24 protein-coding genes and 2 pseudogenes are annotated in these 23,755 nt (G+C 35.9%); 6 read left to right on the top strand and 20 right to left on the bottom strand.

Annotated features, from left to right (window positions below):
* Positions 1-69: 69 nt before the first annotated feature.
* The 12 genes and pseudogenes from MHH66_RS21335 to MHH66_RS21390 form a co-directional block, all read right to left on the bottom strand.
* Positions 70-942 (bottom strand): alpha/beta fold hydrolase, encoded by an 873-nt coding sequence (locus MHH66_RS21335; protein ID WP_063217550.1) that lies wholly within the window; start codon positions 940-942, stop codon positions 70-72.
* A gap of 239 nt (positions 943-1,181) precedes the next feature.
* Positions 1,182-1,484, bottom strand: coding sequence for a hypothetical protein (locus tag MHH66_RS21340; protein ID WP_063217549.1), 303 nt, complete (start codon positions 1,482-1,484; stop codon positions 1,182-1,184).
* On the bottom strand, positions 1,485-2,579 hold the full coding sequence (locus MHH66_RS21345) for a response regulator aspartate phosphatase (RefSeq protein WP_078184615.1): 1,095 nt from the start codon (positions 2,577-2,579) through the stop codon (positions 1,485-1,487).
* Between the two features lie 256 nt (positions 2,580-2,835).
* Entirely contained in the window at positions 2,836-3,813 is a 978-nt protein-coding gene (locus tag MHH66_RS21350) for a ring-cleaving dioxygenase (RefSeq protein WP_078184614.1), read from the bottom strand.
* Positions 3,814-3,868: 55 nt separating this feature from the next.
* The gene (locus MHH66_RS21355; protein ID WP_002202895.1) at positions 3,869-4,813 is read right to left on the bottom strand and encodes a ring-cleaving dioxygenase; all 945 of its coding nucleotides are present in this window, start codon (positions 4,811-4,813) and stop codon (positions 3,869-3,871) included.
* A 522-nt stretch (positions 4,814-5,335) separates the two neighbouring features.
* Positions 5,336-5,564: pseudogene (locus MHH66_RS21360) on the bottom strand (quorum-quenching N-acyl homoserine lactonase AiiA); the annotation flags it as partial.
* 133 nt (positions 5,565-5,697) lie between these two features.
* On the bottom strand, positions 5,698-6,468 hold the full coding sequence (locus MHH66_RS21365) for a hypothetical protein (RefSeq protein ID WP_063217545.1): 771 nt from the start codon (positions 6,466-6,468) through the stop codon (positions 5,698-5,700).
* A gap of 11 nt (positions 6,469-6,479) precedes the next feature.
* Positions 6,480-7,577, bottom strand: a complete 1,098-nt coding sequence (locus MHH66_RS21370) for a DUF58 domain-containing protein (protein WP_002202897.1) — start codon at positions 7,575-7,577, stop codon at positions 6,480-6,482.
* A complete protein-coding gene (locus tag MHH66_RS21375; protein ID WP_063217543.1) occupies positions 7,574-8,503 on the bottom strand; it encodes an AAA family ATPase in 930 nt (309 codons plus the stop codon). Before MHH66_RS21375 ends, MHH66_RS21370 begins: the two co-directional genes overlap by 4 nt.
* A 498-nt stretch (positions 8,504-9,001) precedes the next feature.
* Entirely contained in the window at positions 9,002-9,946 is a 945-nt protein-coding gene (gene yhaM, locus MHH66_RS21380; protein WP_002030183.1) for a 3'-5' exoribonuclease YhaM, read from the bottom strand.
* 41 nt (positions 9,947-9,987) lie between these two features.
* On the bottom strand, positions 9,988-12,912 hold the full coding sequence (locus MHH66_RS21385; RefSeq protein WP_078184613.1) for an ATP-binding protein: 2,925 nt from the start codon (positions 12,910-12,912) through the stop codon (positions 9,988-9,990).
* The gene (locus MHH66_RS21390; RefSeq protein ID WP_078184612.1) at positions 12,909-14,150 is read right to left on the bottom strand and encodes a metallophosphoesterase family protein; all 1,242 of its coding nucleotides are present in this window, start codon (positions 14,148-14,150) and stop codon (positions 12,909-12,911) included. The genes MHH66_RS21385 and MHH66_RS21390 overlap by 4 nt, the downstream gene beginning before the upstream one ends.
* 353 nt (positions 14,151-14,503) lie before the next feature.
* On the opposite strand from MHH66_RS21390, the gene MHH66_RS21395 reads away from it, so the two are divergent.
* Entirely contained in the window at positions 14,504-14,689 is a 186-nt protein-coding gene (locus MHH66_RS21395) for a YhzD family protein (RefSeq protein WP_000539550.1), read from the top strand.
* 27 nt (positions 14,690-14,716) lie between these two features.
* Here the strand turns inward: MHH66_RS21395 and MHH66_RS21400 are convergent, their stop codons facing one another.
* Positions 14,717-15,079 (bottom strand): hypothetical protein, encoded by a 363-nt coding sequence (locus MHH66_RS21400; RefSeq protein WP_078184611.1) that lies wholly within the window; start codon positions 15,077-15,079, stop codon positions 14,717-14,719.
* Between the two features lie 152 nt (positions 15,080-15,231).
* Between MHH66_RS21400 and MHH66_RS21405 the strand changes: the two genes are divergently transcribed.
* Entirely contained in the window at positions 15,232-15,372 is a 141-nt protein-coding gene (locus MHH66_RS21405) for a YflJ family protein (RefSeq protein ID WP_000273535.1), read from the top strand.
* A gap of 66 nt (positions 15,373-15,438) precedes the next feature.
* Here the strand turns inward: MHH66_RS21405 and MHH66_RS21410 are convergent, their stop codons facing one another.
* From MHH66_RS21410 to MHH66_RS21425, 4 genes are all read right to left on the bottom strand, one after another.
* A complete protein-coding gene (locus MHH66_RS21410; RefSeq protein ID WP_078184610.1) occupies positions 15,439-15,837 on the bottom strand; it encodes a hypothetical protein in 399 nt (132 codons plus the stop codon).
* Between the two features lie 122 nt (positions 15,838-15,959).
* Entirely contained in the window at positions 15,960-16,394 is a 435-nt protein-coding gene (locus MHH66_RS21415) for a hypothetical protein (protein ID WP_063217538.1), read from the bottom strand.
* A 163-nt stretch (positions 16,395-16,557) separates the two neighbouring features.
* Positions 16,558-17,202 (bottom strand): response regulator, encoded by a 645-nt coding sequence (locus tag MHH66_RS21420; protein ID WP_063217537.1) that lies wholly within the window; start codon positions 17,200-17,202, stop codon positions 16,558-16,560.
* The gene (locus tag MHH66_RS21425; RefSeq protein WP_078184609.1) at positions 17,192-18,409 is read right to left on the bottom strand and encodes a sensor histidine kinase; all 1,218 of its coding nucleotides are present in this window, start codon (positions 18,407-18,409) and stop codon (positions 17,192-17,194) included. Before MHH66_RS21425 ends, MHH66_RS21420 begins: the two co-directional genes overlap by 11 nt.
* 94 nt (positions 18,410-18,503) lie before the next feature.
* Between MHH66_RS21425 and MHH66_RS21430 the strand changes: the two are divergent.
* The 4 genes and pseudogenes from MHH66_RS21430 to MHH66_RS21445 all read left to right on the top strand — a co-directional run bounded on the left by MHH66_RS21430 (position 18,504) and on the right by MHH66_RS21445 (position 22,257).
* Positions 18,504-18,689: pseudogene (locus tag MHH66_RS21430) on the top strand (hypothetical protein).
* 475 nt (positions 18,690-19,164) lie between these two features.
* On the top strand, positions 19,165-20,181 hold the full coding sequence (locus tag MHH66_RS21435; RefSeq protein WP_063217535.1) for a zinc-dependent alcohol dehydrogenase family protein: 1,017 nt from the start codon (positions 19,165-19,167) through the stop codon (positions 20,179-20,181).
* A 137-nt stretch (positions 20,182-20,318) separates the two neighbouring features.
* The gene (locus MHH66_RS21440) at positions 20,319-20,999 is read left to right on the top strand and encodes a FadR/GntR family transcriptional regulator (protein ID WP_078184608.1); all 681 of its coding nucleotides are present in this window, start codon (positions 20,319-20,321) and stop codon (positions 20,997-20,999) included.
* A gap of 70 nt (positions 21,000-21,069) precedes the next feature.
* A complete protein-coding gene (locus MHH66_RS21445) occupies positions 21,070-22,257 on the top strand; it encodes an MFS transporter (protein ID WP_078184607.1) in 1,188 nt (395 codons plus the stop codon).
* 120 nt (positions 22,258-22,377) lie between these two features.
* Here MHH66_RS21445 and MHH66_RS21450 read toward each other — a convergent pair whose 3' ends face one another.
* The 3 genes from MHH66_RS21450 to MHH66_RS21460 all read right to left on the bottom strand — a co-directional run bounded on the left by MHH66_RS21450 (position 22,378) and on the right by MHH66_RS21460 (position 23,727).
* On the bottom strand, positions 22,378-22,689 hold the full coding sequence (locus tag MHH66_RS21450) for a YbjQ family protein (RefSeq protein ID WP_078184606.1): 312 nt from the start codon (positions 22,687-22,689) through the stop codon (positions 22,378-22,380).
* A gap of 138 nt (positions 22,690-22,827) precedes the next feature.
* On the bottom strand, positions 22,828-23,031 hold the full coding sequence (locus MHH66_RS21455; protein ID WP_063217532.1) for a DUF4028 family protein: 204 nt from the start codon (positions 23,029-23,031) through the stop codon (positions 22,828-22,830).
* Positions 23,032-23,196: 165 nt separating this feature from the next.
* Entirely contained in the window at positions 23,197-23,727 is a 531-nt protein-coding gene (locus MHH66_RS21460) for a general stress protein (protein ID WP_063217531.1), read from the bottom strand.
* Positions 23,728-23,755: the final 28 nt, after the last annotated feature.

Below are 23,755 nucleotides of genomic sequence, written 5' to 3' on the forward strand. Positions count from 1 at the left end.
ATCCCTTTCCTTAGACAAGCCTTATTAGTTTCACTTTATGAGGAAAGAAGTGGATTTATGCTTAAAATTTTATTGTGGATTTTTCGCGAAGAACGCTTGTACATATTCCATAAACTCGATTGGCTCCTGGCGAAACGGTGCGTGGTATCCTTTTTCAATGATATGGAACGTACTATTTGCAAATAGCTCATGATACAGTTCACCATTTTTCCAAGAAACACTCTTATCGTGTCGTCCCCATATAATTAAAGTCGGTACCTTAATTTTATCTGCTTCCATCGCAATGCGGCGCTCTCTCATTTTCGTAAGCTGATCATAATGCTCTTTATCATCGCGACTATTTTTCACTTCATTTTTATTATAATCCGTAATCTCTGTTACAGTTTGTAAGTCTGTCGATAGTGGCGGCACTTCATAACTTTCTTTTTGCTGGAAAGACTCTATTCCTGTAGAATCCGCTAAAACGAGATGCGTTACTGCATCCGGATATAAATACGCTAAATTTAGAGACATCTCTCCGCCCATCGAATGACCAAGTACTGCGAATTGATCGTATCCGAGTTTCTTCATTAACTTATAATATAAATTCACTTGCGTGGGAAACGAATACTGAAAATCAATTGGCTTAGAAGAACGCCCAAACCCTAAAATATCAACCGCAATAATCGTATGGTCCTTTACAAGTTCCGGATAAATATCACTAAACCCATCTGAAGAACCACCGAACCCGTGAAGCATAAGTAAAGGCGGTTTCCCCTCACCAATTTGCTTAAAATAAATCGTCTGCCCATCAATCTGCGCCATACTCTCTTTCGTATTCATCCTCATCATCACAGTATCTTTCACTTCTCCAACCTTCGCAATCGGCTTATCAACGAAGTTACATACGATTAACAAAACGAGCACAATACCGCTAATAAAATAAAATTTAAACCGTTTCAAAATTCCCGTCTCCTTTCTCTTGTTGCTATTTAAAGTTTTTACATTATTTGGTTGTTTTATGATTAATTTTAATTGTAACCGCGTTAGTTACAATTATGTTAAAAAAATATTACTCACTGCCATTATTAACTGTTACTTTGTAACTATTATAGTTACACATTTAAAGTAAGTCAATTCTTTTCTCTACATGTCCTAATAACAAAGAAAAGGACTTCATTTTGAAGTCCTTTTCTTTGTTATTAGAGTTGGCTTACTCCGCCGTCTCCTCTATTATCTGCAGGTGCTCCGCCTGTTTCACCAATGTTAACGTACTCTGGTCTTGCTGGTGCTCCGCCCGTGTCTCCTCTATTAAAACTAGCATAGTCTGGTTTTGCTGGCGCTCCACCAGTATCCCCCTTATTAAAGCTAACATAGTCTGGTCTTGCTGGTGCTCCGCCTGTATCTCCTCTATTTAACGATTGCTCTTGAAATCCAGCAAAAGAATTCAATCCAATTGACAGTGTAACTACTAAACCAGTAATGAACAAACTAGTCTTTTTCATTTATTTTAACGCTCCTTTTTTAAAAATTCTTTTTTGAGCTTGACTACTAATAAAAAAGTACTTACTAGCTTTTTCATGATTTTCTTCCTGATAAAACTTATCAGCTAATATCTCCATGTATTCTTTAACACACTCTAAAAGAGAATGTTCTTCAAAATATAAAATACTTTCTAAAATTACTTTCTCTAATTGACTAGCACTGGATTTAATATTCAGCTCGTTTAAAATTATAAATCGATATTGGAATTCTTTATTTTGTAATTCATTACAAATTCTTAAGCCTAATTCTATTAACTCATTAGCAGTTTCTATCCTACCTAATTTATAATTTTCCTCTGCTTCAGTAAAAATCGCTTTAAAATTTCCAGGCATTTTTTGAGTAACTTCACTTAAATGTCTAATCGCTAAATCAGATAAATCTTGACTACCATATAGCCATCCTAAATTATTTCTAACCATTAAAGTATACTTTTCATGATTAGCTTGTTGGAAAATATTTAATGCATCATTAAAGTTTTCCTCTGCTAATTCAAATTGTCTTAAGTCTATACAACATAACCCTAAAATATTTTCACATAAAGCAAAATTAATCTCGTATCCTTGTTGCTTCGTAAAATCTTCTTTTGCTTTTTTCAAATAATCAATCGCATTGATTTGTTGATAGGAATGATAATAGAAATTCCCCATCCGATAATTAAACTCCGCATGTTCTATCGGATCTGCAATATATTTCAATAACTTCTCAGCTTGTTCGTACTGTTGTTTCGCTTCGTTATAATTTGAAATTAATGTGCAATGAAACCCTTTGAAAAAGTGATAGTAATACGCTAGAAAGCCTTCTTCCGGAATTTCGAAAGATTCCACTTTATCAAAACTATCTTCTCTAATTGAAATCCAATCAACTAATGCATCATATCTAAAATTCAATAATGTATGATAAAGCAATACATCCTGATCCACGTCCAACCCACTAATCGTACTATTAATTTCTTCTTTCATTTCCGTTGCTTTCTCTATGTTTTGCTGCAACATTACACGATACCAATTATCTAAAGAATGTTTCATTTGCTCCTTCGTTACTACATCTGTTCCCATACCTTCGCATCCCCTTTTCTCCAAATTCAAAAAATTAGAATTTTTATACAATTATCCGAATTGTATATTATCACCCCTTTTATATGTATTGAAAAATAATTGTCAGAAAATTTATAATTTAAATGAATTATACCAAATATTTCTATTTAAAAAACTTGAGAAACATTTTTCAGAAAGTTTTATAGCCCAAATAAAAAAGCAAGCAATTCCAGCGATTCGCTAAAACTACTTGCTCTTCTACTTATTATTTCTATCTTTACTCTTTAATAAATTCCTTAGTACTTCTCACTGTATCAATCGGACGAACTAATTTTTCGATTTCTTCACGCTTTGGCTCTAAGAACGGAGGTAAAGATAATTTCTCTCCAAGCGTTTCATAAGGCTCATCTCCCATAAAACCAGGGCCATCTGTTGCAAACTCGAATAAAATTTGCGGCGCAACTCTTGCATATAATGACTCAAAGAAGTGACGATTTACATAACCAGATGAAGGGAGTCCAACTCGACTTAGTCGCTCAATCCACTCTTCTAATACAGCGCGATCCTCTACGCGGAATGCTGCATGATGCACTGTACCAAAACCTTGTTGTGCTTCAGGAAGAATCGTATTATGTTCTACAATGACAGAAGCACCGTTTCCGCCTTCGTTTACTTCAAATAGGTAGAATTCTCCTTCTTGAGCAATCTCTTTAAATAATAGAACTTTTTCTAGTACTTCTTTGAAATAACTAAAGTTCGCGATACGAATAAATACAGGTCCTAATCCAGTAATTGCGTATTCTAATGGAACTGGCCCGTCTTGCCACGGTGTACCTGATTCCACCCCTTTATCCAATTCATCTGAGATTAATTGATAGTGTTGATCATCAAAGTCAACGAAAGAAAGAGTTTTCTTACCAAATTGCTCTTTAATTCCTGTATGTTCCACTTCAAGACGATCAAAACGTTTCACCCAATATGCTAATGCCGCATCACTTGGAACTCGGAATGAAGTTTTTGAAATTTCATTTGTCCCGTGTACACCTTTCGGAACGTCCGGGAAGTCAAAGAATGTCATATCTGTTCCTGCACTACCTTTATCATCTGCAAAGAATAAATGGTACGTTTGAATATCATCTTGGTTTACTGTTTTTTTAACGAGACGCATTCCTAACACATAAGTGAAAAATTCATAGTTCTTTTCTGCACTACTTGTAATCGCTGTAACGTGGTGTATTCCTTTTAATTGGTTCATTTTATATTCCTCCAATAGTTTTCATTTATATGTTAAAGTTGTATTTTTTCTTCTATTACTTCTCTTCAATCGGAGCTAAATTCGCTTCAATTTCTTCTCGCTTATCTTCTAAGAACGGCGGTAAATCAAGTTTTTCTCCTAGATGCTCCACATCTCCATCAACTGTAAATCCTGGTCCATCTGTCGCAATTTCAAAAAGGATTCCGTTTGATTCACGGAAATATAAGCTTTTAAAATAGAAACGGTCGATAATTCCTGAAGAATGGAAACCTCTTTGTTTCACCTGTTCTTCCCAATAGGCAAGCTCTGCACTGTTTTTCACACGAATTGCTAAATGGTGAATACTACCGCGGCCCGGTTTTTCAGAAGGACCGTCCAAATATTTCACAACTATTTCTCCAAAGGCTTCTCCTTTGATAGACTGAAAAATTGCTTCTTCGTCATTTCGGCTAACCTCTGTATAACCAAACATCTCTGTAAGTGTACTCGCCATTTTATCAAGTCTACGCACTGTCATTTCCACAGAACCCATTCCTTGAATTTGATGTTCAGCAGGAACTTCCGATTTCTCCCACGTTTCCCAATGCGTAACTTTTTCCCCATTTGAAACGAGTAGCACGAAACGAAGACCTTCAGCATCCTCAAATTTCAAAGCAGGACGATTTGCATATGTTGTCATTTCACTATGTTTCACATCAAATTCCTCAAATCGTGCTTTCCAGTAATGCAAACTGTCCTCTGAAGGAACGAGTAATCCAATTCGAGTAATTGCATTTGTACCACGATATGTTTTTCCTACTAAAGGAATTTCAAAAAATGATAATTCCGTACCTGGGCTTCCTGTTTTATCTCCGTAAAATAAGTGATACATTGACGGATCATCTTGATTTACCGTCATTTTCACACGACGTAAACCAAGCACGTTTTTATAAAAGTGATTATTTTCATTTGTATTTTTCGTAACCATTGAAATGTGATGATGCCCTTTAATTTCATACATCGGTGATTCCTCCATTTCATTTTACTAGTCAAGTGATAACTAAAAAAATAATATACTTCTTAGCTTTTCAATTTATTCTCATTATATTTTTATAGCTTAGTCATAGTTTTTTACTAAATAAGCTGCATTGATAGAATTCATTCATAAATTATTTTACTGTGTAAGACGAAAACAACTGAGTGTATGTTTTTCATATGACTCATTTGCTTTCGTTACCATCACTTTACATCTCAAGTGATTAAAAAGCAAGTATAAAATCTCAAATTCGAGATATTTTTTTAGTTAAATAACATTTAGGGTGTAAAATCATTAATTTTTATATGGGATAGCGTCACATCACTATCAAGCTAAAGACTCAAAGCTCCCCATGCCCCAAAACAAAAATTTTATCTCACCACAGTTGTTTGTTTATGAGAATTCAGTGTACTTTTGTCGTTTTGGAGAATAATGAAATTCTTAACCTGATGGCGATGAGGAGTTATATTCTTTTTCTTCCTACCACAAATGAGAGATAATAACTCAGAGAAGACCTTCTGGTGCAGAGCCCACTCGTTTTAAAATGTTTACAATTCTATCATCCAGTTTCATTTTTTGAAAGAATCTGACCTTCAACAAACGTTCCCTTAAAAATCTCTTCATTATTTACTGCGCTTTCTGACATTCCTGTGTCTTTCAAAAGATAGCTCCATACAGGTAAATTCGGAAGTTTACCAGGAGTAGGCATACTATTAACCGAAGAGTGATCTAACATACAGCGGCCAGCTGATAAAAAATACAGTTTTTTTATCAGTCATTATATATCCACCTTCGCCCCTCCGTTTGGATGACACAATATCGTAATACTTCCGCTAGTAACAAACTTTTTCCTTCTATCTCTTTTTTCATTATAAACTTTTCTTTACATTTTCATGTATCCATTTCCGCATCATCTGTAACTCCTCATTTGAAGCAGTTTCTTCTCCATATCTAACTTTCTCATAAATTGGAATAATATTACTGTTTTTATGAATACGTGAAAACCATTGTTGAACCGTCTCTTGTAGCCTTCTCTTTTCAAACTTTGATAATGTTAGCTCCCATTTTATTAGCATTGCTCTTACTTCTTCCGCTGGCAGTATTAAGCTATCTCGGTCTTCTTGTTCTGCATCTTCCCCAATTTTTCGTACTTCTTTTTGTTTCAAATGTATATGATGAATTGTCTGCTTCTTATTCCGCATACGGCGAAAGATAAAAAATACGATTACCATCACTACGAATAGGATGCCAATTTGTATAAATATATTTTCAGTGCTCCCCCCTATAAACCCTGCATCGTCATTTTGTCCCTTTGTATCTCGGGAAAATCTTTCAACCTCTGCCTTCTTAAAATATCCCTCTTTATCAGAATCAGGAGGATTATCAATTTCACCTAATGCCCCTCCTAAATCATCCCCTGGCTCCCGAGCTTCTCCCCTTTCGCTTCCTTCTAGGCCTCCCTTGCTTTTCCGTATCGTCTCTTCACTAAATACACCAACTTCTCCCTCCTGATAAAAAAAATCTAACACCTTCTCTTTTGCAAAAAATGCACCTTTCGTTATCCCAATTGCTAATACAAGACAAGCGCTAATGGCTAGAAAACAAAATATAACACGCAATCCCCATTTCAATTTATTCACCATTCCTCCCTTTACTTCACAATTTGTATCCACCCTTTTTGTTTTTCCGGTGGATATCCAATAATTAATGGAATACCCCCTGCTTCTTGTCTGCGAAATCCTGTTTGATAAAAGAAATGTGCATTCAATGGTATATCTTTTTCTGTTAACGAAGATAACAAATCCATTGCTTTATAAAGTTGTTTTCGGTGCTTTCCACCTTTTAAGTGAATGACGCCTTGTTCCCGTACGCCATTTATCCATAGTTCGAACGAGCAGTCTTGCGAGATTAATTCCCGACATACTCCAGCAGCGACTTGAATTAAATATTCCATATCTGTACGAAGCGTATATCCCGTTTTCCCTAATACATTTACATAAAGCGCATATCGATCACCTTGTGTATGTTCATATTTTTTCGCACTAATAACCCCAGTTTTCGCAGTCGCCCCCCAATGAATAGAGCGAAATGATTCCCCTTCATATTCTTTCACACCTACTATTTTCGTTTCATCATATAACGGAGAAACAGCCGCACTGCGAAATCCATGCTTCCATGTTTTTATTTCAGGTATCATTACTTTCAACATTTGCGGAAGAATATGAAATTCAGGGAGTTCCTTGTGTTCAATAGGCAAGTAATACGTTAAAAGGCCAAATGGATCTGATATTATAAGTTCTGCGGCTTGCCACCCTTGACTCCCTCTTTCATTTGCACTCCCCTCTATCATAATTGTTATCCTATCTCTTCCGTCTAATTGGAGAGGAATTTGATAAGAGTGATGCGAACGCTGCATCTTCTGATCCGTTTCCCACTCTATTTGTGCATCCGAACGAAACTGTAGAGTTGCTTTAAAGATTGGAAAACGTGCTTCATTTATAATTTGCACTACACACTCTCCTCTTTCATTCATAAATAATCTCTTTTGATTTTGGGAGATATCCCATTTCACTCTCATGACTACTTTCATATACAAATGTAAAAATCCAGCTAACAACAAATAAAACAAAAAGAGGATCACAATAAAAAATTGATTTGTAAAAACAAAGAGAATAAGACAAATAACGCCGATTCCACCTATAAAGAGAGGTTCCAACAACGGATTTTTCCTTTTTATAATCTCATTCATACACTTTCTACCGGCACTGCAATTTTTTCTAAAATTCCTTGCATTACATCTACTTTAGTTGTTTTCATATCCCCTTCAATCGTTAACGTTAATCGATGAGCACAAACCGGAGTTGCCAAAGCTTTCAAATCATCAGGAGTTACATATTCCCGCTCCTTTAATAATGCCCTTGCTTGCGCCGCTCTCATAAAAGCTAAAGACCCACGCGGACTAACCCCGATTTCTATCAAATCATGATTTCGCGTTGCTTCTACAATATCAAGCAAGTATTCTTCCACCTCATCGTGTATATGGATTCTTTTAGATTGCTCTTGCAACTCTAATATGTCAGAAAGAGTTACAACACTTTGTAAATCGTTAAATGGATTATTTTCTTTAAATCGTTTTAGCATTTCTTTTTCATATGTACGATCTGGATACCCTTGCCGAATGGTTAATAGAAAGCGATCTAGCTGCGCATCTGGAAGTGTAAAAGTTCCTGCCGATTCTAATGGATTTTGTGTTGCTAATACAATAAATGGATTTGGTAATACATGCGTTACGCCCGCAATTGTTACGGTACGCTCCTCCATTACCTCTAACAACGCTGATTGTGTTCGCGGGACAGCCCTGTTAATTTCATCTACTAAAACTAAATTTGCAAAAATAGGTCCTTTTCTCGTTTTAAAATCACTTTCTTTCATATCAAAGTATTCTAATCCTACTACATCACCCGGCAACGTATCCGATGTGAATTGAACACGCTGAAAAGCCCCATCAATACTTTTCGCAAGAGTTTTGGCTAATGTTGTTTTCCCTGTTCCTGGTACGTCTTCTAATAAAACATGTCCATTTGCAACTAATGCAATCATCGCTAAATCAATTACTCCTTCCTTTCCTACAATAACCTTTGAAACGTTTTCTTTAATTTTTTCTAATATGTTCATATTCCTTATCCCCTTTATGTTATTTGATTTTTCTGATATTTTATCACAATAAACATTTTCTATAAACTGGAAAATACAGATTTTATTAGTGCTACCCCTTATTTAGAAAGAGCTGTTCTTTTAAGATTAAATAACTAACGTTCTTAAACTAAAACACGTGAAATTCTCGGTTTGGGGAATAACCAATTTCTTAGCTCGATGGGCATGGGATCCCACCAACATTTTAACGAAAATATACTCTAAACAAATTCCAACATAAAATTAGGCTCTTATTTTTAGATCAGTTGTAAAGGCTTAAGGGATTCTAACTTTGATATCTGTCATATTAAATCGGTACTCACCTAAAAAGTTAATCTGCTCCCATTCTAGTGGTGAGATATGTTTTAATCGTTCTTCGTTAAACCTATGCGTACTTCTTAACTATTTCATTTAATTTTTAATACAAAAACAGCCTCACTAAGCTTTTAACACTTAATGAGGCCATTACTATCCACAATCTTAATTATGGAACGTCGGCTTATAGAACGAACGATTATCAAGAGCAAAGACACGTTCTGTGTATTCGCCTGGTTTTGTACGTCCTAATGCGCGGTCCATCATGTTCATTTTTGCATCTAAGTTATCGATGTAGTGCAGAATTTCTGCTTCTTTTACTAATGGTGGTTTTGGGCTACCCCATTCTGCTTTTCCGTGGTGAGAAAGGACGATGTGCTGAAGAATTAATACTTCTTCTGCATCGATTTGTAGTTCCTCTGCTGCTTTACCAATTTCGTTCACCATGATAGAGATGTGGCCAAGTAAATTTCCTTCTAACGTATACGTCGTAGAAATTGGTCCAGATAGCTCAAATACTTTACCAAGATCGTGTAAAATAACGCCCGCATATAGTAAATCTTTATCTAACGATGGGTATAGAGCCGAGATAGCTTTCGCTAAATCTAACATCGATACGACATGATAAGCTAGTCCAGATACGAACTCGTGATGATTTTTCGTCGCTGCTGGATATTCTAAAAATTCGTTTTGGTGCTTATTTAACAAATGTCTTGTTAGACGCTGAATGTTCGGGTTTCTCATTTCAAATATGTATTGCGTAATTTTCTCGACCATATCTTCTTTTTTTATTGGAGCTTTTTCTACGAAATCCGAGATATCCGTTACTTCATTCTCATTCGCAACACGGATTTGTTTCACACGTAATTGAATACGTCCTTTGTAGTTTAGAATATCGCCAGCTACTTTAACGATCGTTTCCGCTACATATTGTTTCTCAACTTCTGGTGATACATCCCATAGCTTCGCTTCAATATCTCCACTTGGGTCTTGTAAGATTACTGTTAAAAACGGCTTACCATTGCTTGCGAGACCTTTTGTCGCTGTTTTAATTAACAAGAAAACATCGACTTGTTCACCAACTTCATATTCTACAATTTTCTTTTTCATTCGAATTCCTCCACCAAATCAGTTACTTTTAGTATAGCATACTACAACTCATTTTCTTTACGCTTACGCGTTAATTTTATAATCTCATTTTCTGTAAAATACGTGAGTAGATGCGCATGGCACGTAAAGAAGATAACTTGTCTATCTTTCGCAATTTCCTTTATTAGTTCAATCGTTCGATTCGTCCTTACCGCATCAAAATGCACGAAACTATCATCAATAATAAATGGATAATCATGCTCAAACGTTTTCGCTAGTGCAAATCGTAACGATAAATATAACTGCTCCGCTGTCGCTTGGCTTAGTTCATGGCTGTAAAAACGCATACCATCGTTACGTTCGACAATGAACGGTTCCGCCTCTGACGGTGAGAATATTTTACTATATCGTCCGCCCGTTAAATACACGAAATACTCTTCGGATTTTTGTAAAATGCGCGGCAAATGCACTTCATGATAATATTGCTTCGTTTTCGTTAACACCGTCTTTGCGGCCGCATATGCAGCCCACTTCTTCACTTGTTCACGCACTTGTGATTTTTTCATTTCCCACTCATGTAGTAAATCACCATACGTACTGCCTTCTTCTAAATTCGCAATTTCTATTCGATGCTTCGCAATACGCTCTGTCAGTTCTTTCTCCCCTGCAAGACAGTTTTGCGCGGCTGTAATTTCTTGCTTTAATTTTTCATCATAACCGTCAGCCTCATAATGCTCAGCTAATGACAAACTCGTTAAGCGCTGTTCTAACAGATCAATTTGAGGTAATAAACGCCCCACTTGCTTATCCGCATCTTCACGTTTCTCTGCCAGTTTACCTGCTTCTAAAAACATCTCTTCATCTGTAGATTCTGCAATATGCCATAACCCATCTCGCTCTACTAGCAGTTGTTTTAATTGCTCTTGCATGAACTCATATTCTTCTTGCCATTCCGCCAGCTTCTCTTTCAGCTGCTTACAAGTTTGGCGCTTTTCTTTCTCATTTTGCATACGACTTTTCGCCTCATGCAAATTACTATACTCTTTACTACCGATAACAGTTTCTAGTTTATGCTCAAAGTGCGAAATTATTTCATACAATGAAGATTTCCGCGCACTTTGCTTCTCTAAATCACGATATAATTGCTGCATTTTTTCAATACGCTCAAACGCCGGCAATATGTGCGCATACGTATAAAATTCAGGGAACATATAGCGCGTTTTATACGCATCTACTTGTTCTCCTATTTGGAAAGTTTCTCTCTCCCATTCTTCATACGATGAAACGACTTTATCATAAGCTCGTTCCATTTGCTGCAACTTATACGACTCTCGCTCAAATAACTTTCGAATCTCTTCATCCTTTTCTAACTGATAACGAACGGACATCGCCTCTTCACTTTGACGCCCGCCAGCACTTTGCTGAAGAGTAAGAAGCTCTTCTTGTAATCCACCCGAAGGATCTTTATATAAAACGAGTGCTAAAACAATCCCTACAAACACAATCACACTAATAAATAACAGCAAGCGGTTATCTATAAATAAACTCGTGAATAAAACAAGCGTGTTAATAAGAAGTAACAGAAGACAAATTCTTTGCCACTGTTTTTTCTTTTGCATAGCCGCCCCTGCTTTTTCCTCATACTTGCGCTTCATTCTCTCTGCACCCATTCCTAAAAATGCCGCATCCTGAAATGATTTTTCTTTCTCAACTAACGTATTTCGTTCTTCATCAGCTAGCATTTGCTGGCTGATTTGTCTTATATTTTCTTCTTGCTCTTCTAATTGCTCCTGAGCTGTTTTAAAACGATCATCAAGTTGTGCTTTTTGCGTTTCTAACTCTCTCGCTTTTTGCACCGTTTGCGTAATTAATTCTTTCGTCGCTAAACTTATATCAAATGAAAGAACCGTCTCTTGTTCAAAAGTGGCTCCAATTTGTTGCTGTAGTTCTGCGATTTCTTCTTTTATATTCGCAATACTTCCCGTCATATCACGCATTTCTTGGCGTGCATTTTCATAAGACATATGCTGCATACGAAGTTCTTCTACGTAACTTTCTTTTTGTAAAAATGCTTCATCTATTTCTGTGGAATCAATTTCTGATTGCACTGTTTCTATCTTTTTTTGAAGTGAATCTACTTGTACTTGGAGCGGTTCTATCTTTGCCTTTACCGCCTCATAGCGCGCCATTCCGTTTACAGGAAACTGCCCGTTCTCGCTTTTCAACACTTTCTCGTGCGCACTCTTTTCAATAACGAGAGGCTCAAGCGCCGCTAATATTTCATAATCTTGCTTTCGTCTTTCGGCTGACTCTTTTTCCGCACGAACAGAAGCAAGTTTCTCTTCACTTTCTTTTAACTGCTCGACTTGTTTTTCATACGTGCCAATTTTCCCTTGCCACTCTTTCATCTTTTCCTCAATTTTCTTCATCTCTTGCAGTGACACATTAATTTCAGGATTACGACCACTCGGCTTAAAACGCTGATTCATTTCTTTTTCTAATTTTTTATCTAACTGCAATAACGCATCACTTCCGACTGCGCTGGCCGAAAATAAATAATTGCCGATATCCGCTTCGCCGAGCTGATGAATATTTTGAAGACCATGCATATCAAATGAAAAAACAGAATCAAATAAGCTTTCATTCACACCGCTTAATAGATCGTTTAAAATATCTTCGCCGCCAATTTTCCCGTCTTCAAAATAAACGGTCACCGCGCCTACTGCCGTCTTTGGCAATCGTTCAATTTTCAAACGGCCGTACTTCTCTGTTTGAACAGTCACCGCTCCGCCATACTTCCCGCCTTCTTTCGGCTCATAACGGCGTTGTCCTCTCGTTGGAAAACCGAATAAGATACTTTTCATAAACGAGCGAATTGTCGATTTCCCCGCTTCATTTTCACCGTACAGTACCGTCAGCATTGACAGATCCATTTCCACATTTTCTAGTTTTCCATAGCCATAAATATGGAGTTTTTCAATTCTCATTTTTTATCCCTCTCTTGCTGGAATAATTGCTCTAAAATAATATTTTCCGCTTCCTTTTGAATCTCTTTCTTCTCTTCTTCCGTAAAAGCTTCAATGCTATTACGTGCTACAGGAGATGTCCAAATGGTGCGCAACACTCCGTCCATATTTGTGAAAGCTTCTAACTCTTTCAGCACACTACCGACGAAATGATTTTCTTCTTTCAAACGTTCAATTTCCGCAAAAGAAACCGTCTCATTTTTCCACTTCATCGCATACACAAAGTCTTTTCGCTCTTCTCCCGCTGCTAAAATATGAAAAATCTCTTCCACGCGCTTGTCTTCACGCAAATAAGGAGAAAGTGGCCCCTGCCCTGTAAATACGACAGTTAAAAGCGTGCCTTCCTCTTCTCTTCGACATTCATTCATCGCACTTGACGCGCTCGTCATAAGATCATCAACAGTTTCAAGTCCATCGATACTAACTTCAATCTCATCCCACACTACATCCCCAGTATGGAAAAACGAACACTGCGATCCTTGTTTCGTGAGTTCAATAAGGTATGCACCCTTCTCGCCCGTCTCCTTACGATGACGCCCTTGTATATTACCTGGATAAATAATGTACGGCTCTTCTGCTAGAATTTCACGTTTATGTATATGGCCAAGAGCCCAATAATCAAACTGCTTTTCCTTCAGCTCACGAATTTGAAACGGTGCATAGCGATTATGCTCTGCATCCCCTTCCACACTTCCGTGAAGCATTCCAATATGAAAAGGCGCATCACTCATTTTCGTATACTGCGCTGTCATATTATCCGTTACCGCTTGCTGCAAATAACTAAACCCATAAATAGAAGCTACAAGCTCACCATTTTTATAAAATGATTTCTCTTCTACATAAGGCTCCGTAAACACATGAACATTTTCCGGAAACTCAATTGCCGCCCAGCTTCCCCCTAAATGATCGTGGTTACCGTGAATAATAAAAACAGGGATATCGTACTGCGACAGTCTCTTCATTTGCTCACGCACAAACACTTGCGCTCTCAAACTTCTCGTCTCCGCATCATACAAATCCCCAGCTAGTAATACGAAATCAACGCGCTCTTGAATCGCTTTATCAACAATACGCTCGAACGATTCAAACGTACTCTGCTTCATTCTCTCCCAAACAGACTGCGCAACATTCATCTCCATCCCTTTAAACGGACTATCCAAATGCAAATCAGCCGCATGTATAAACTTCACTTGTTTCACAAATAACGATCCTTTCTATAGTTCAAAAGTTTCATCTTATCCGCATGAACACAAACAATAAATGCTCAATTGTTGAAAACTAGTAATAAGCAGGAAATAAAAAATCCCCCACTGATTAAAGTTTCACCTTACCCCGTATTAACGGGCAGTAGGCAAAGAAGCCAATCTGAAAGTAAACTGCCCATAAATACCCGATTGGTGAAGGCTAATAACTAGTGGGGATGAAAAGACTCCCCATTAGTTAAAGTTTCACTTTATTGTAACACGCAATGTCATATATTTCTTTGCATATTCTAGTGATTTATGCCAAAATAGTTATAAGATTCTGATTTTAATTATTGGAGGGAATTTTCATGGGAGTATACGTTCTAACAGTCTTTGAAAAAGATGGTTCAAAAGCATTAGACGAATCATTCGAGGCAGCAACTGAAAAAGAAGCGAAAGCAAAAGGTGAATCTATTTTACAAGAAAAAGGATTGCATGAAAAAACACATCGCTGCACATCTTCTGCAGGTAAGCTCGTTTTATTCCAGCGCTAAAAAAAAGAAGCGTCATCCGCTTCTTTTTCACTCTACTATATCTTCGTCACACCACGTAAACACCACATCTTGAATGCGATTACCGATACGTACGCGTTTATTCCATTTACCTGTTTGGATCTGATGTTGCAATTCCGCTTTCATCTTTTCCGTCCAGTCGTGAATCGTGTCACTACGGTCGTACGGATATACGCCCGGAAACTCTTCCTGCAGAAGATGCAAGCTCTCTGCATCAAAATGAAAATGGAAGAAGTAGTTTGCTGTAAGCGATGGTTCTTGCAATCGTAAAAAATGATCATCAACTTGCTTTCTATTTCTATAGAAAGTAAAGATATTCACTTTACCGCTCGTAATTTGGTCAATTTGAATTTCGTGCTTCTCTATAATCACGTCTTGCCCACCTCGTTATATACTACCCTTAGTATATATGTCTTTTGCAACAAAGTTAACCATTTTCGCGCGAAATTCATTTCCTTCATTATATTACCTGTACCTCCAAGTACAATCAGGACAAATAAACAAAGTTGAAGGGGAGCGATCACATGTATTTCGGAAGCAAAGGTTGGTATGTAAAAGAACTTAAAAAATTAGGGATTCGTACTTACGAAGGTAAAAAACTAGAATCTTATCGTACACATATTTTATCTAGTTTACTTGAGAGAATGAAGAAAGCTTCGGCTTAATAGATGTAGGAAGCGACTACGGTTGCTTCCTTTTTATTTACTAAATAAAAAGGAAATCATCATACCTTAACTTTTTAACTTTACCGTTATACTTCCTTGATAGAAACCGCCCATTATCAACTGAATCTCTATTACCGAATACTCTTCCAGATAATCATTTGTATATATTTTAAATTCTCCATACTTATTAACCGGTCCGCTTCCAACATACATATCACTACTTGTTATGACAATTGTTGAATGAGGTTCTGCACAGCCCAATACACAATTATCACCATATTCCACAGAATCTATCGTTATTTTTTGATGCATATTATTAACTGAACCTATACAGTTCTTATTACACAAATTAACATCTCTTTCTTCAGCCCTCGATAGCGCTCGATTTCTACTAGTCTTTTCTGAAGAGAAAGCAACATTCCCCAGCCAACTAAACCTATCAAATGTAGTAATAGGTAGAAACATCTACGTTAACTCCCCCATTCTTCCAATACTTCCATCTCATTTTTTATCAACTACGGTCTTTTAATGAACTTACAGCAATACGTTTTATGTTGGGGTAAAAGAAAATAGCTTTGGTTTTCCATTCAATTTCGCACTGTTAATTTGTACAGAACACATAGAATACTGTTTTTCACCCCAGATGTAATGACAACACCACACAAAAGAAACCACGATCCATTAAATGTAAATCCACCTTCAAATATATTAATAATAATTATGTTGCCAATTATTAAGAGAATCCATGAAATGGAATACTGTTTTCCATTTGTAATATATAAAATTTCATCCTCATAACAGACTGTAATTCCCCCACCTTGCCAAACACCAATAGCGAAAGAAATAAGCGTAACTGCCAGTAACTCTGCTTGTAAATCCCTAGTCATTTGTTGCGGCGCCGTATAAGTAATAATCCCTATCATCATGAGAAAAGTTATAATATCTATCCAGTTTAATTTTCTTTGTTTGCTTTGCAGCCAAATAAAGAAAATTAATACAGGAATTAAAAACAAAGTTTCCATTTAATTATTCTTCTTCCTTTCCTACATGAGAAACGTCTATAATTGTAATGCAATTAGATTGTTCTTAAATCTCTCATACTTTCTGAAGCATAACATAAGGAAGAAATAAAAAAATCGTACAAAAGGGCAAGCCTATAATGTACGATTGGGCATATATAATGTTTTAAAAATGAATTAACTTCCTTTCAATAGATACAGCTACTGCTTCTGATCGTGAATTAACACCTAATTTATTGTATATATTTGTTAAATACGCTTTTACCGTTCGCTCAGCTATCCCCATATCAAATGCAATTTCTTTATTTTTATATCCGCGTGCAATAGCTTTCAGCACAAACAATTCTTTATCTGTTAAGTTATTTTCTGCAACCTTATCAGCATGTACTTCTTTCCTTTTATACTTCACTATCTTTTCCATAATATTTGGTTGTAGTAAAATCTCACCTCGAATAGCCGCTTCCAACGTTCGAAACAAATTCTCACGATCCGTATCTTTTAGCAAATATCCTTTTGCCCCTAACTCAATTCCCTTTACCATTAATTCATCTTCGTTATAAGTAGTTAATATAATAATCGGCGTATGGTTTTGTTTTTCATTCAAAGCCTCAATTGTTTCTAAACCACTCATTTTAGGCATATTCAAATCCATTAAAATGACATCAGGTTTCTTCTTTTCTATGAAAGAAAGGGCTTCTTCTCCGTTTGCAGCCTCACCTATAATTTGAAATGAATCACTCGTTTCTATTATTAATTTCAGACCTTCTCTTACAACGAAATGATCATCTACAATTAATACGTTATGCTTCATGGCCATCTCCTTCTTTATTTATAGGCACTTGAATATACACTTTCGTACCTTTCATCTTCTCACTCAATATATGTATTTCTCCCTTAATCAATCGAACACGCTCATTTAGACCAATTAAACCATAATGTCCAGGATTCTTACCAATATATCTAGTGTCAAAACCAATTCCATTATCTTCAACTTCAATAGTAAGTTTTTCAAGATCATCGATATATTCAACATTTAAATTTACATCTGCTGCCTGTGAATGTTTTGCGATATTCGTTAAACATTCACTAATTACATATAAGCAGTGCTCTTTTACTACGCTTGAAATATACGGTGGACTTTGGATAGTAAATCTCACATGTATAGACGTAGCTTCAGAAAAACGTTGAATCTCTTCTTTTACTGCTCCATTAAATGAATTTGTAGTATGACGCAAATCATCAATAACCAACCTTGCATCATGTAAAGTTTGTCTCGCTCTTATCATAGTTTGTTTCATAATCTCTTGAGATCGTCCTGTATTCCCTTTTTGCATATGGGCATCTATCGCTTCCAATTGCATAATTAAGCTTGCTAAACCTTGCGCTAACGTATCATGTAAATCTCTTGCCATACGCTGCCTTTCATTAGCTAATGTCAATTCTTCCACTCTCATATATGCAGACTCTAACTCTTGAATATAGCTCTGTATACGATTACGTGCATCAAATTGCTGCTTATTAATATAAGAAAAAGGAATAATAATTGCTAACACTAAAAGAAACATAGAGATAAGAATAGCTAATTTATTCACACCATAATTGATACTAATTGCAGCACAAAATATTGCATACATAAGAGTAAAAACTGCCATTACTTTAAATATATTGTTATAAACATATAAACTTTGGGCGATTAAAATAGGAGTTAATCCAACAAAAATCGCTATCGAAGCATTTGTTGCAATAAATGCAGCCAAAAACACAATGAAAAGTTGTACAAAAAAGAAGTACAACAATTGCCTATTTTTTAATGAACTCGCATACCAATGAAAAATAGTATGAATAACAATGACTATTGTAAAGAAAAAACTATCCATAGAGAAAATATTATTACGAAATTCTAAAAGCATTGAAGCTATATATACGAGTGTAATCCATAAAATAATAAACCTTCTTGGAATAAATACCACTTCCAATACATTTGTATCCAAATCTATATTTAAACTTATTTTTTTCATATCTGACCTCCACCATTACATTATACTATACAAGATACGACTTATATTTTGATAGGTTACTGATTCCTCTTTATCCTCATTACCGAATACAAATATGAAATATTGCATATCGAAATGCATTGATGTTTTTGTAAGCGCTTACTATAATGAGGTTAGATAGATTTATTACATCTTACTATTTAAAAAAGGAGGCAATCATATGGAAATCGCAATGGCAGTTTTAAAATTTGTAGGTGGAGTAATTCCATTAGTTCAAGAACTTTTAAAAGCATTTATGTAAAATTATTATTCAGCAATTATCTATAAGAATTATCATACAAATGATCTGTATATCAAAAAAATTGATACACAGATCATTTGTGTGAGAAAGCTTTAAACGAGAATTATGTACCTTAGCAGAACAATAATGATATACCTATCTCAAGTTGGAAAAAGACGCTCACAAGGGCGTCTTTTTATTATATTACTATATACCTAATAACTTATTTAGAAAATCAATTCTACAATTCATACAATGCTACATAATTAATGTATCTTTTTGAAATTTGCACAATAAAAATCCCCTCAAAGCATAAACTTCAAGGGTCGAGCCTATTTTTCATTAAATTTTTTAAACACAGCAATACCATTTTCTACGATTTTATCAGATATATAAACGACGACTTTCTGTTCCCTTTTATTTAGTGCTAATGAAATAATCATTTAAACCAAAAATGCTATAATTAACCCAATCAAACTAAGGGGGAACGTTTATCTTGCACGGAAAATACATTCAATTTCATGAGTTTGGTAACCCAAAAGATGTATTACAAGTTGAATATAAAAATATAGAACCATTAAAAGATAATGAAGTTTTAGTTCGTATGTTAGTTAGACCGATTAATCCATCTGACTTAATTCCAGTAACCGGAGCATATGCACATAGAATCCCTTTACCTAACATACCTGGTTATGAAGGTGTTGGTATTGTAGAAGATGTAGGCGCGGGCGTTACTAGAGATCTTATCGGTAAACGTGTTTTACCGTTACGCGGGGATGGTACTTGGCAAGAGTTCGTTACAACATCAGCTGAATTTGTAGTCCCTATTCCTGATTCCATTGATGATTTTACAGCGGCACAAATGTATATTAATCCCCTTACGGCATGGGTTACATGTACAGAAACGTTAAACTTACAGAGTAATGACGTTTTATTAGTGAATGCTTGCGGATCCGCTATTGGTCATCTTTTTGCTCAGTTATCACAAATTTTAAACTTCCGATTAATTGCTGTTACGAGAAATAATAAACATACAGAGGAATTACTTCAGCTCGGTGCCGAATATGTAATTGATACTTCCACTGCCCCGCTTTATGAAACCGTTATGGAATTAACAAACGGGCTCGGTGCAGATGCTGCGATTGATTCTATCGGAGGACCGGATGGAAATGAATTAGCTTTCTCCTTACGTCCAAACGGGCGCTTTTTAACGATCGGCCTTCTATCAGGAATACAAGTTAACTGGGCAGAGATTGTCACAAAAGCAAAAGTGCACGCGAACATATTTCATTTACGACATTGGAATAAAGAAGTAGCACCATATAAATGGCAAGAAACGTTTCGTCACTTAATTCGCCTAGTGGAAAATAAGCAATTACGTTTCATGACAGTCCATTCTACATATGACTTAGCAGATGTGAAAAGTGCGGTTGATATTGTGCAGTCTGCTGAGAAAACGAAAGGGAAAGTGTTTTTGACGAGTTATCAAATGCAATTGAAGAATCTATTTTGATTGATTTTTTCAAAATAGATTTTTTTATGTCTTATAAACCCTATTTTAGTATCCCCGCTTCAACTACCTAAAAAATAACATTGTCAACAGAACTTAAATTGGTTATCATAAAAGCGAATATAACAGGAGATGAGCAGATGAATATAAACGAAAAGAAATCTTTTTCAAAAGTTTCTCGGCGGAAATTAGTCGATGAAGTGCTAGAACGTCTACAAGAAAAAATCTTTTCTGGCGAGTATGAAGTTGGTGATCGCCTCCCTACAGAGCCGCAATTAATGGAAGAGTTAGGAGTAGGACGTTCAACATTGCGAGAAAGCATAAAGATATTAGTACATGCTGGCATATTAGAAGTTCGACAAGGACAAGGTACTCGTATTGTCTCACTAAATACAACGCAAGATTCATTTGAAAAACGATTGCAAGCAGCTAATATAAATCATGTGTATGAAGCACGAAATATGCTAGATAAAGAAGTAGCGATGTTAGCGGCACAGCGCCGAAGCGACGAGGATCTTTTATACTTAAAAGGACATTTGAATAAAAGAAAACACGCCCTTCAAGAAGGAAATTATGTAGCATACATAGATGCAGACATTCAGTTTCATCTAGCAATTGCAAAGGCGAGCAAAAACGAAGTTCTACTTGATTTGTATCAATCTTTCGTACCTGCCCTTCGCCACATTTTAAGCCAATTAATATTAAATACAGTGAATTATGAAGATAACTCTGAAATTCATGAAAAATTATTCCAAGCTATTTTAAAACAAAATGCCGAAGAGGCACGAACATTCGCCGTTCAAAATTTGGAGCTGAAATAAGCTCCTTATATATTACACTTAAACATCAGATGATATACTCAATAACATCTGATGTTTATGAGAGGAGAAAATCAAATTGAAACATCAAGGACGAACTTATTTGTATATACTAGCACTATTTTTTGTTTCCATTAATTTACGTATCGGAATTACATCTATTTCACCTTTATTAGAAACCATCCGACAAGACCTAAATATAAGCAATTTTTCCGTTAGCTTTTTAACAGCTATTCCTGTTTTTTGTATGGGGACATTCGCCTTACTGACTGGGAAGGTAATTAAAAAATATGGGGCAGAAAAAGCAATTATGGCTTGTCTTATTTTAATTGGCTTTGCTACATGTATGAGGGCTTTTACCTCTTCCATTTCCACATTATTCGCGAGCTCTTTATTTATCGGCATTGGAATTGCACTTGCAGGTCCGTTACTATCAGGTTTTATTAAAGAAAAATTCCCTACGAAAATCGGCTTAATGATTGGAATATATTCAGTAGGCATGGGAACTGGCGCTTCTTTAAGTGCAGGATTAACGATTCCTTTACAACATGTATTAAAAGACGATTGGAATATGGCACTCGCTTTTTGGGGTGTACTTACTATAATCGCTATTATATTTTGGTATCCGGTTATGAAACGAAAAAAGAATACGAGCACACAAGATAAAAAGAATAATAGTTTACCTTTAAGAAATAAAAAAGCATGGTTGTTCACAATCTTTTTCGGACTACAATCAGGAATCTTTTACTCCATTACAACTTGGCTTGCGCCCGCAAATCAAAATATGGGTGTCAGTAGCGAACAAGCTGGTACTCTCACAACTGTTTTTACAGTTGTTCAAATGATATGCAGCTTTTTAATTCCAGCATTAGCGGATATTTATAAAAACCGAGCACTTTGGTTATTAGGGAGTATATGCTTTGTACTCGTAGGTTTATCGCTTATGATTTACCCACTAACTACACCATGGATCCCTTCTATTTTACTAGGTATCGGGCTCGGCGGCGTATTCCCACTCGCTCTCATGCTACCGCTATATGAAACAAAAACTTCAGAAGATGCGAGTGCATGGACTGCTATGATGCAGTCCGGAGGATACATTATGGGCGGATTCATTCCTGTCCTAGCAGGAATCGCTCGTGACTATTTTGATGGTTATACGCAAATTTTTATTATAATGGCACTTTTAAGCTTAATTTTATTCATGTTAACTTTAGTCATGAACAAAAAGGAAGTAGAAGCGAAAGATCTTATAGCTTAAATAAAAAGAATGGGCTTTTTCCTAAAGGATCAAGCTCATTCTTTTTACTTCTACAACTTGAAAACAAAAAAATCCCCTCAAAGCATAAGCTTCAAGGGGTGAGCTTGTATTTTTACTTACTTATATACGTACAGCTGTACCACTTACAGCAACCATTAACATTCCATCACGAACAACTTCATAATCTACGTCAATACCAACGATAGCGTTCGCACCTTTTTGTTTTGCAAGTTCTTTCATTTCATCCATTGCGATATCACGAGCTTCTTTTAGCTTGCTTTCGTAAGAACCAGCACGACCACCGACAACATCACGAACGGAAGCGAATAAGTCGCGGACAATATTTGCACCCATAATAGCTTCACCATTTACAATATCGATATACTCAATAACTTCTTTACCTTGAATTCCAGACGTTGTTGTTACAATCATGACTGACACTCTCCTAATAAGTTGTAGTTTTTTAATGCGCTTTCTTATGTCTTTATTATGACACGGAAAAAGTATCTAATCTATTGAATTACCTTACAGGAGTGTGACAATTTTGTAATAATAAAGCGCCTATTATGCTTAATAAAGTGCTTTAACATTCGGATACATAAACGATTCTCTATTTTCTTTCCAATCCTTTTCTACTTCTTTAAAAGTTGGTCGCCCTACTTCTTCCTTGTTTTTCTGTTTACTAAACCATTTCTTCACATACTTCTCCCCATTTTGATTTTGAACTGTACAAAGGAAACTATTACTACTATCCTTTAATATTTTTACAATCACGAAAAGACACCTCTTCCCTTTTTAATATCATAATAGAACTTGATCTTTTACTATAAGCCCTTCCTCTCTTATAGTCATACGACTCCTCGGCCGCGCCAAAGTTGTAAGATCAAAAACGATATTCACTATTTTTACATTTTTCATCATTGATATGTGAAGTAAATATTATTTAAAGAAATCGGAGTTATAAGCATTATGCTTATCAAATATTTTATAGATTTCTAACTTATCATCTAATTTTGCATCTACTAAAATTAATATATTTCCATCGTAAATGTATTCTTCATATTTTTTAGCATGTTCTTCGGGAATTCCTAATCCGATAAATGCTCCTATTAAACTTCCAGCTCCTCCGCCAATACCGGCTCCTCCAATAGCTGCTGCGATAGGTCCCGCTGCTACGATTGGACCCATTCCAGAAACAGCAAGTATACCAAGACCTGTTAATAAACCACCAAGTCCGCCTGCTACTCCTCCTGCCACAAGCCCTGTCGCTGAAAAGATATCCGCTTTATGTGGCGTTTCACTATTCACTTTTTCACCCGATTTTTCTTCCAGATGTTCAATTTCCTTTTGATCCTTCGCAATAGCTGAAATGTTACCCGCCGAGTATCCTTTATCTTTTAATTCATTAATAACGAATGCCGCATCATCAATTGTTCTAAAAATACCTACTATTTTTCTATCTACATCCATAACTATTAACCTCCTAAAGTTTTATATA

This window comes from Bacillus sp. FSL H8-0492, assembly GCF_038006145.1.
GTDB classification, from domain to species: Bacteria; Bacillota; Bacilli; order Bacillales; family Bacillaceae_G; genus Bacillus_A; species Bacillus_A mycoides.

Bases quoted from the DNA above. Each gene is read 5' to 3' on its own strand.
- MHH66_RS21420 (WP_063217537.1), bottom strand. From the start codon at position 17,202: ATGAAGCATAACGTATTAATTGTAGATGATCATTTCGTTGTAAGAGAA.
- MHH66_RS21450 (WP_078184606.1), bottom strand. From the start codon at position 22,689: ATGATTGTAACAACAACGTCTGGAATTCAAGGTAAAGAAGTTATTGAG.
- yhaM (WP_002030183.1), bottom strand. From the start codon at position 9,946: ATGAAAAAGAAAATTGTAGAATATGAAGTTGGTGAACAAGTCGATGTT.
- MHH66_RS21350 (WP_078184614.1), bottom strand. From the start codon at position 3,813: ATGAACCAATTAAAAGGAATACACCACGTTACAGCGATTACAAGTAGT.
- MHH66_RS21460 (WP_063217531.1), bottom strand. From the start codon at position 23,727: ATGGATGTAGATAGAAAAATAGTAGGTATTTTTAGAACAATTGATGAT.
- MHH66_RS21410 (WP_078184610.1), bottom strand. From the start codon at position 15,837: ATGTTTCTACCTATTACTACATTTGATAGGTTTAGTTGGCTGGGGAAT.
- MHH66_RS21370 (WP_002202897.1), bottom strand. From the start codon at position 7,577: ATGAATGAGATTATAAAAAGGAAAAATCCGTTGTTGGAACCTCTCTTT.
- MHH66_RS21405 (WP_000273535.1), top strand. From the start codon at position 15,232: ATGTATTTCGGAAGCAAAGGTTGGTATGTAAAAGAACTTAAAAAATTA.
- MHH66_RS21385 (WP_078184613.1), bottom strand. From the start codon at position 12,912: ATGAGAATTGAAAAACTCCATATTTATGGCTATGGAAAACTAGAAAAT.
- MHH66_RS21425 (WP_078184609.1), bottom strand. From the start codon at position 18,409: ATGAAAAAAATAAGTTTAAATATAGATTTGGATACAAATGTATTGGAA.
- MHH66_RS21345 (WP_078184615.1), bottom strand. From the start codon at position 2,579: ATGGGAACAGATGTAGTAACGAAGGAGCAAATGAAACATTCTTTAGAT.
- MHH66_RS21415 (WP_063217538.1), bottom strand. From the start codon at position 16,394: ATGGAAACTTTGTTTTTAATTCCTGTATTAATTTTCTTTATTTGGCTG.
- MHH66_RS21375 (WP_063217543.1), bottom strand. From the start codon at position 8,503: ATGAACATATTAGAAAAAATTAAAGAAAACGTTTCAAAGGTTATTGTA.
- MHH66_RS21355 (WP_002202895.1), bottom strand. From the start codon at position 4,813: ATGTATGAAATTAAAGGGCATCATCACATTTCAATGGTTACGAAAAAT.
- MHH66_RS21340 (WP_063217549.1), bottom strand. From the start codon at position 1,484: ATGAAAAAGACTAGTTTGTTCATTACTGGTTTAGTAGTTACACTGTCA.
- MHH66_RS21395 (WP_000539550.1), top strand. From the start codon at position 14,504: ATGGGAGTATACGTTCTAACAGTCTTTGAAAAAGATGGTTCAAAAGCA.
- MHH66_RS21440 (WP_078184608.1), top strand. From the start codon at position 20,319: ATGAATATAAACGAAAAGAAATCTTTTTCAAAAGTTTCTCGGCGGAAA.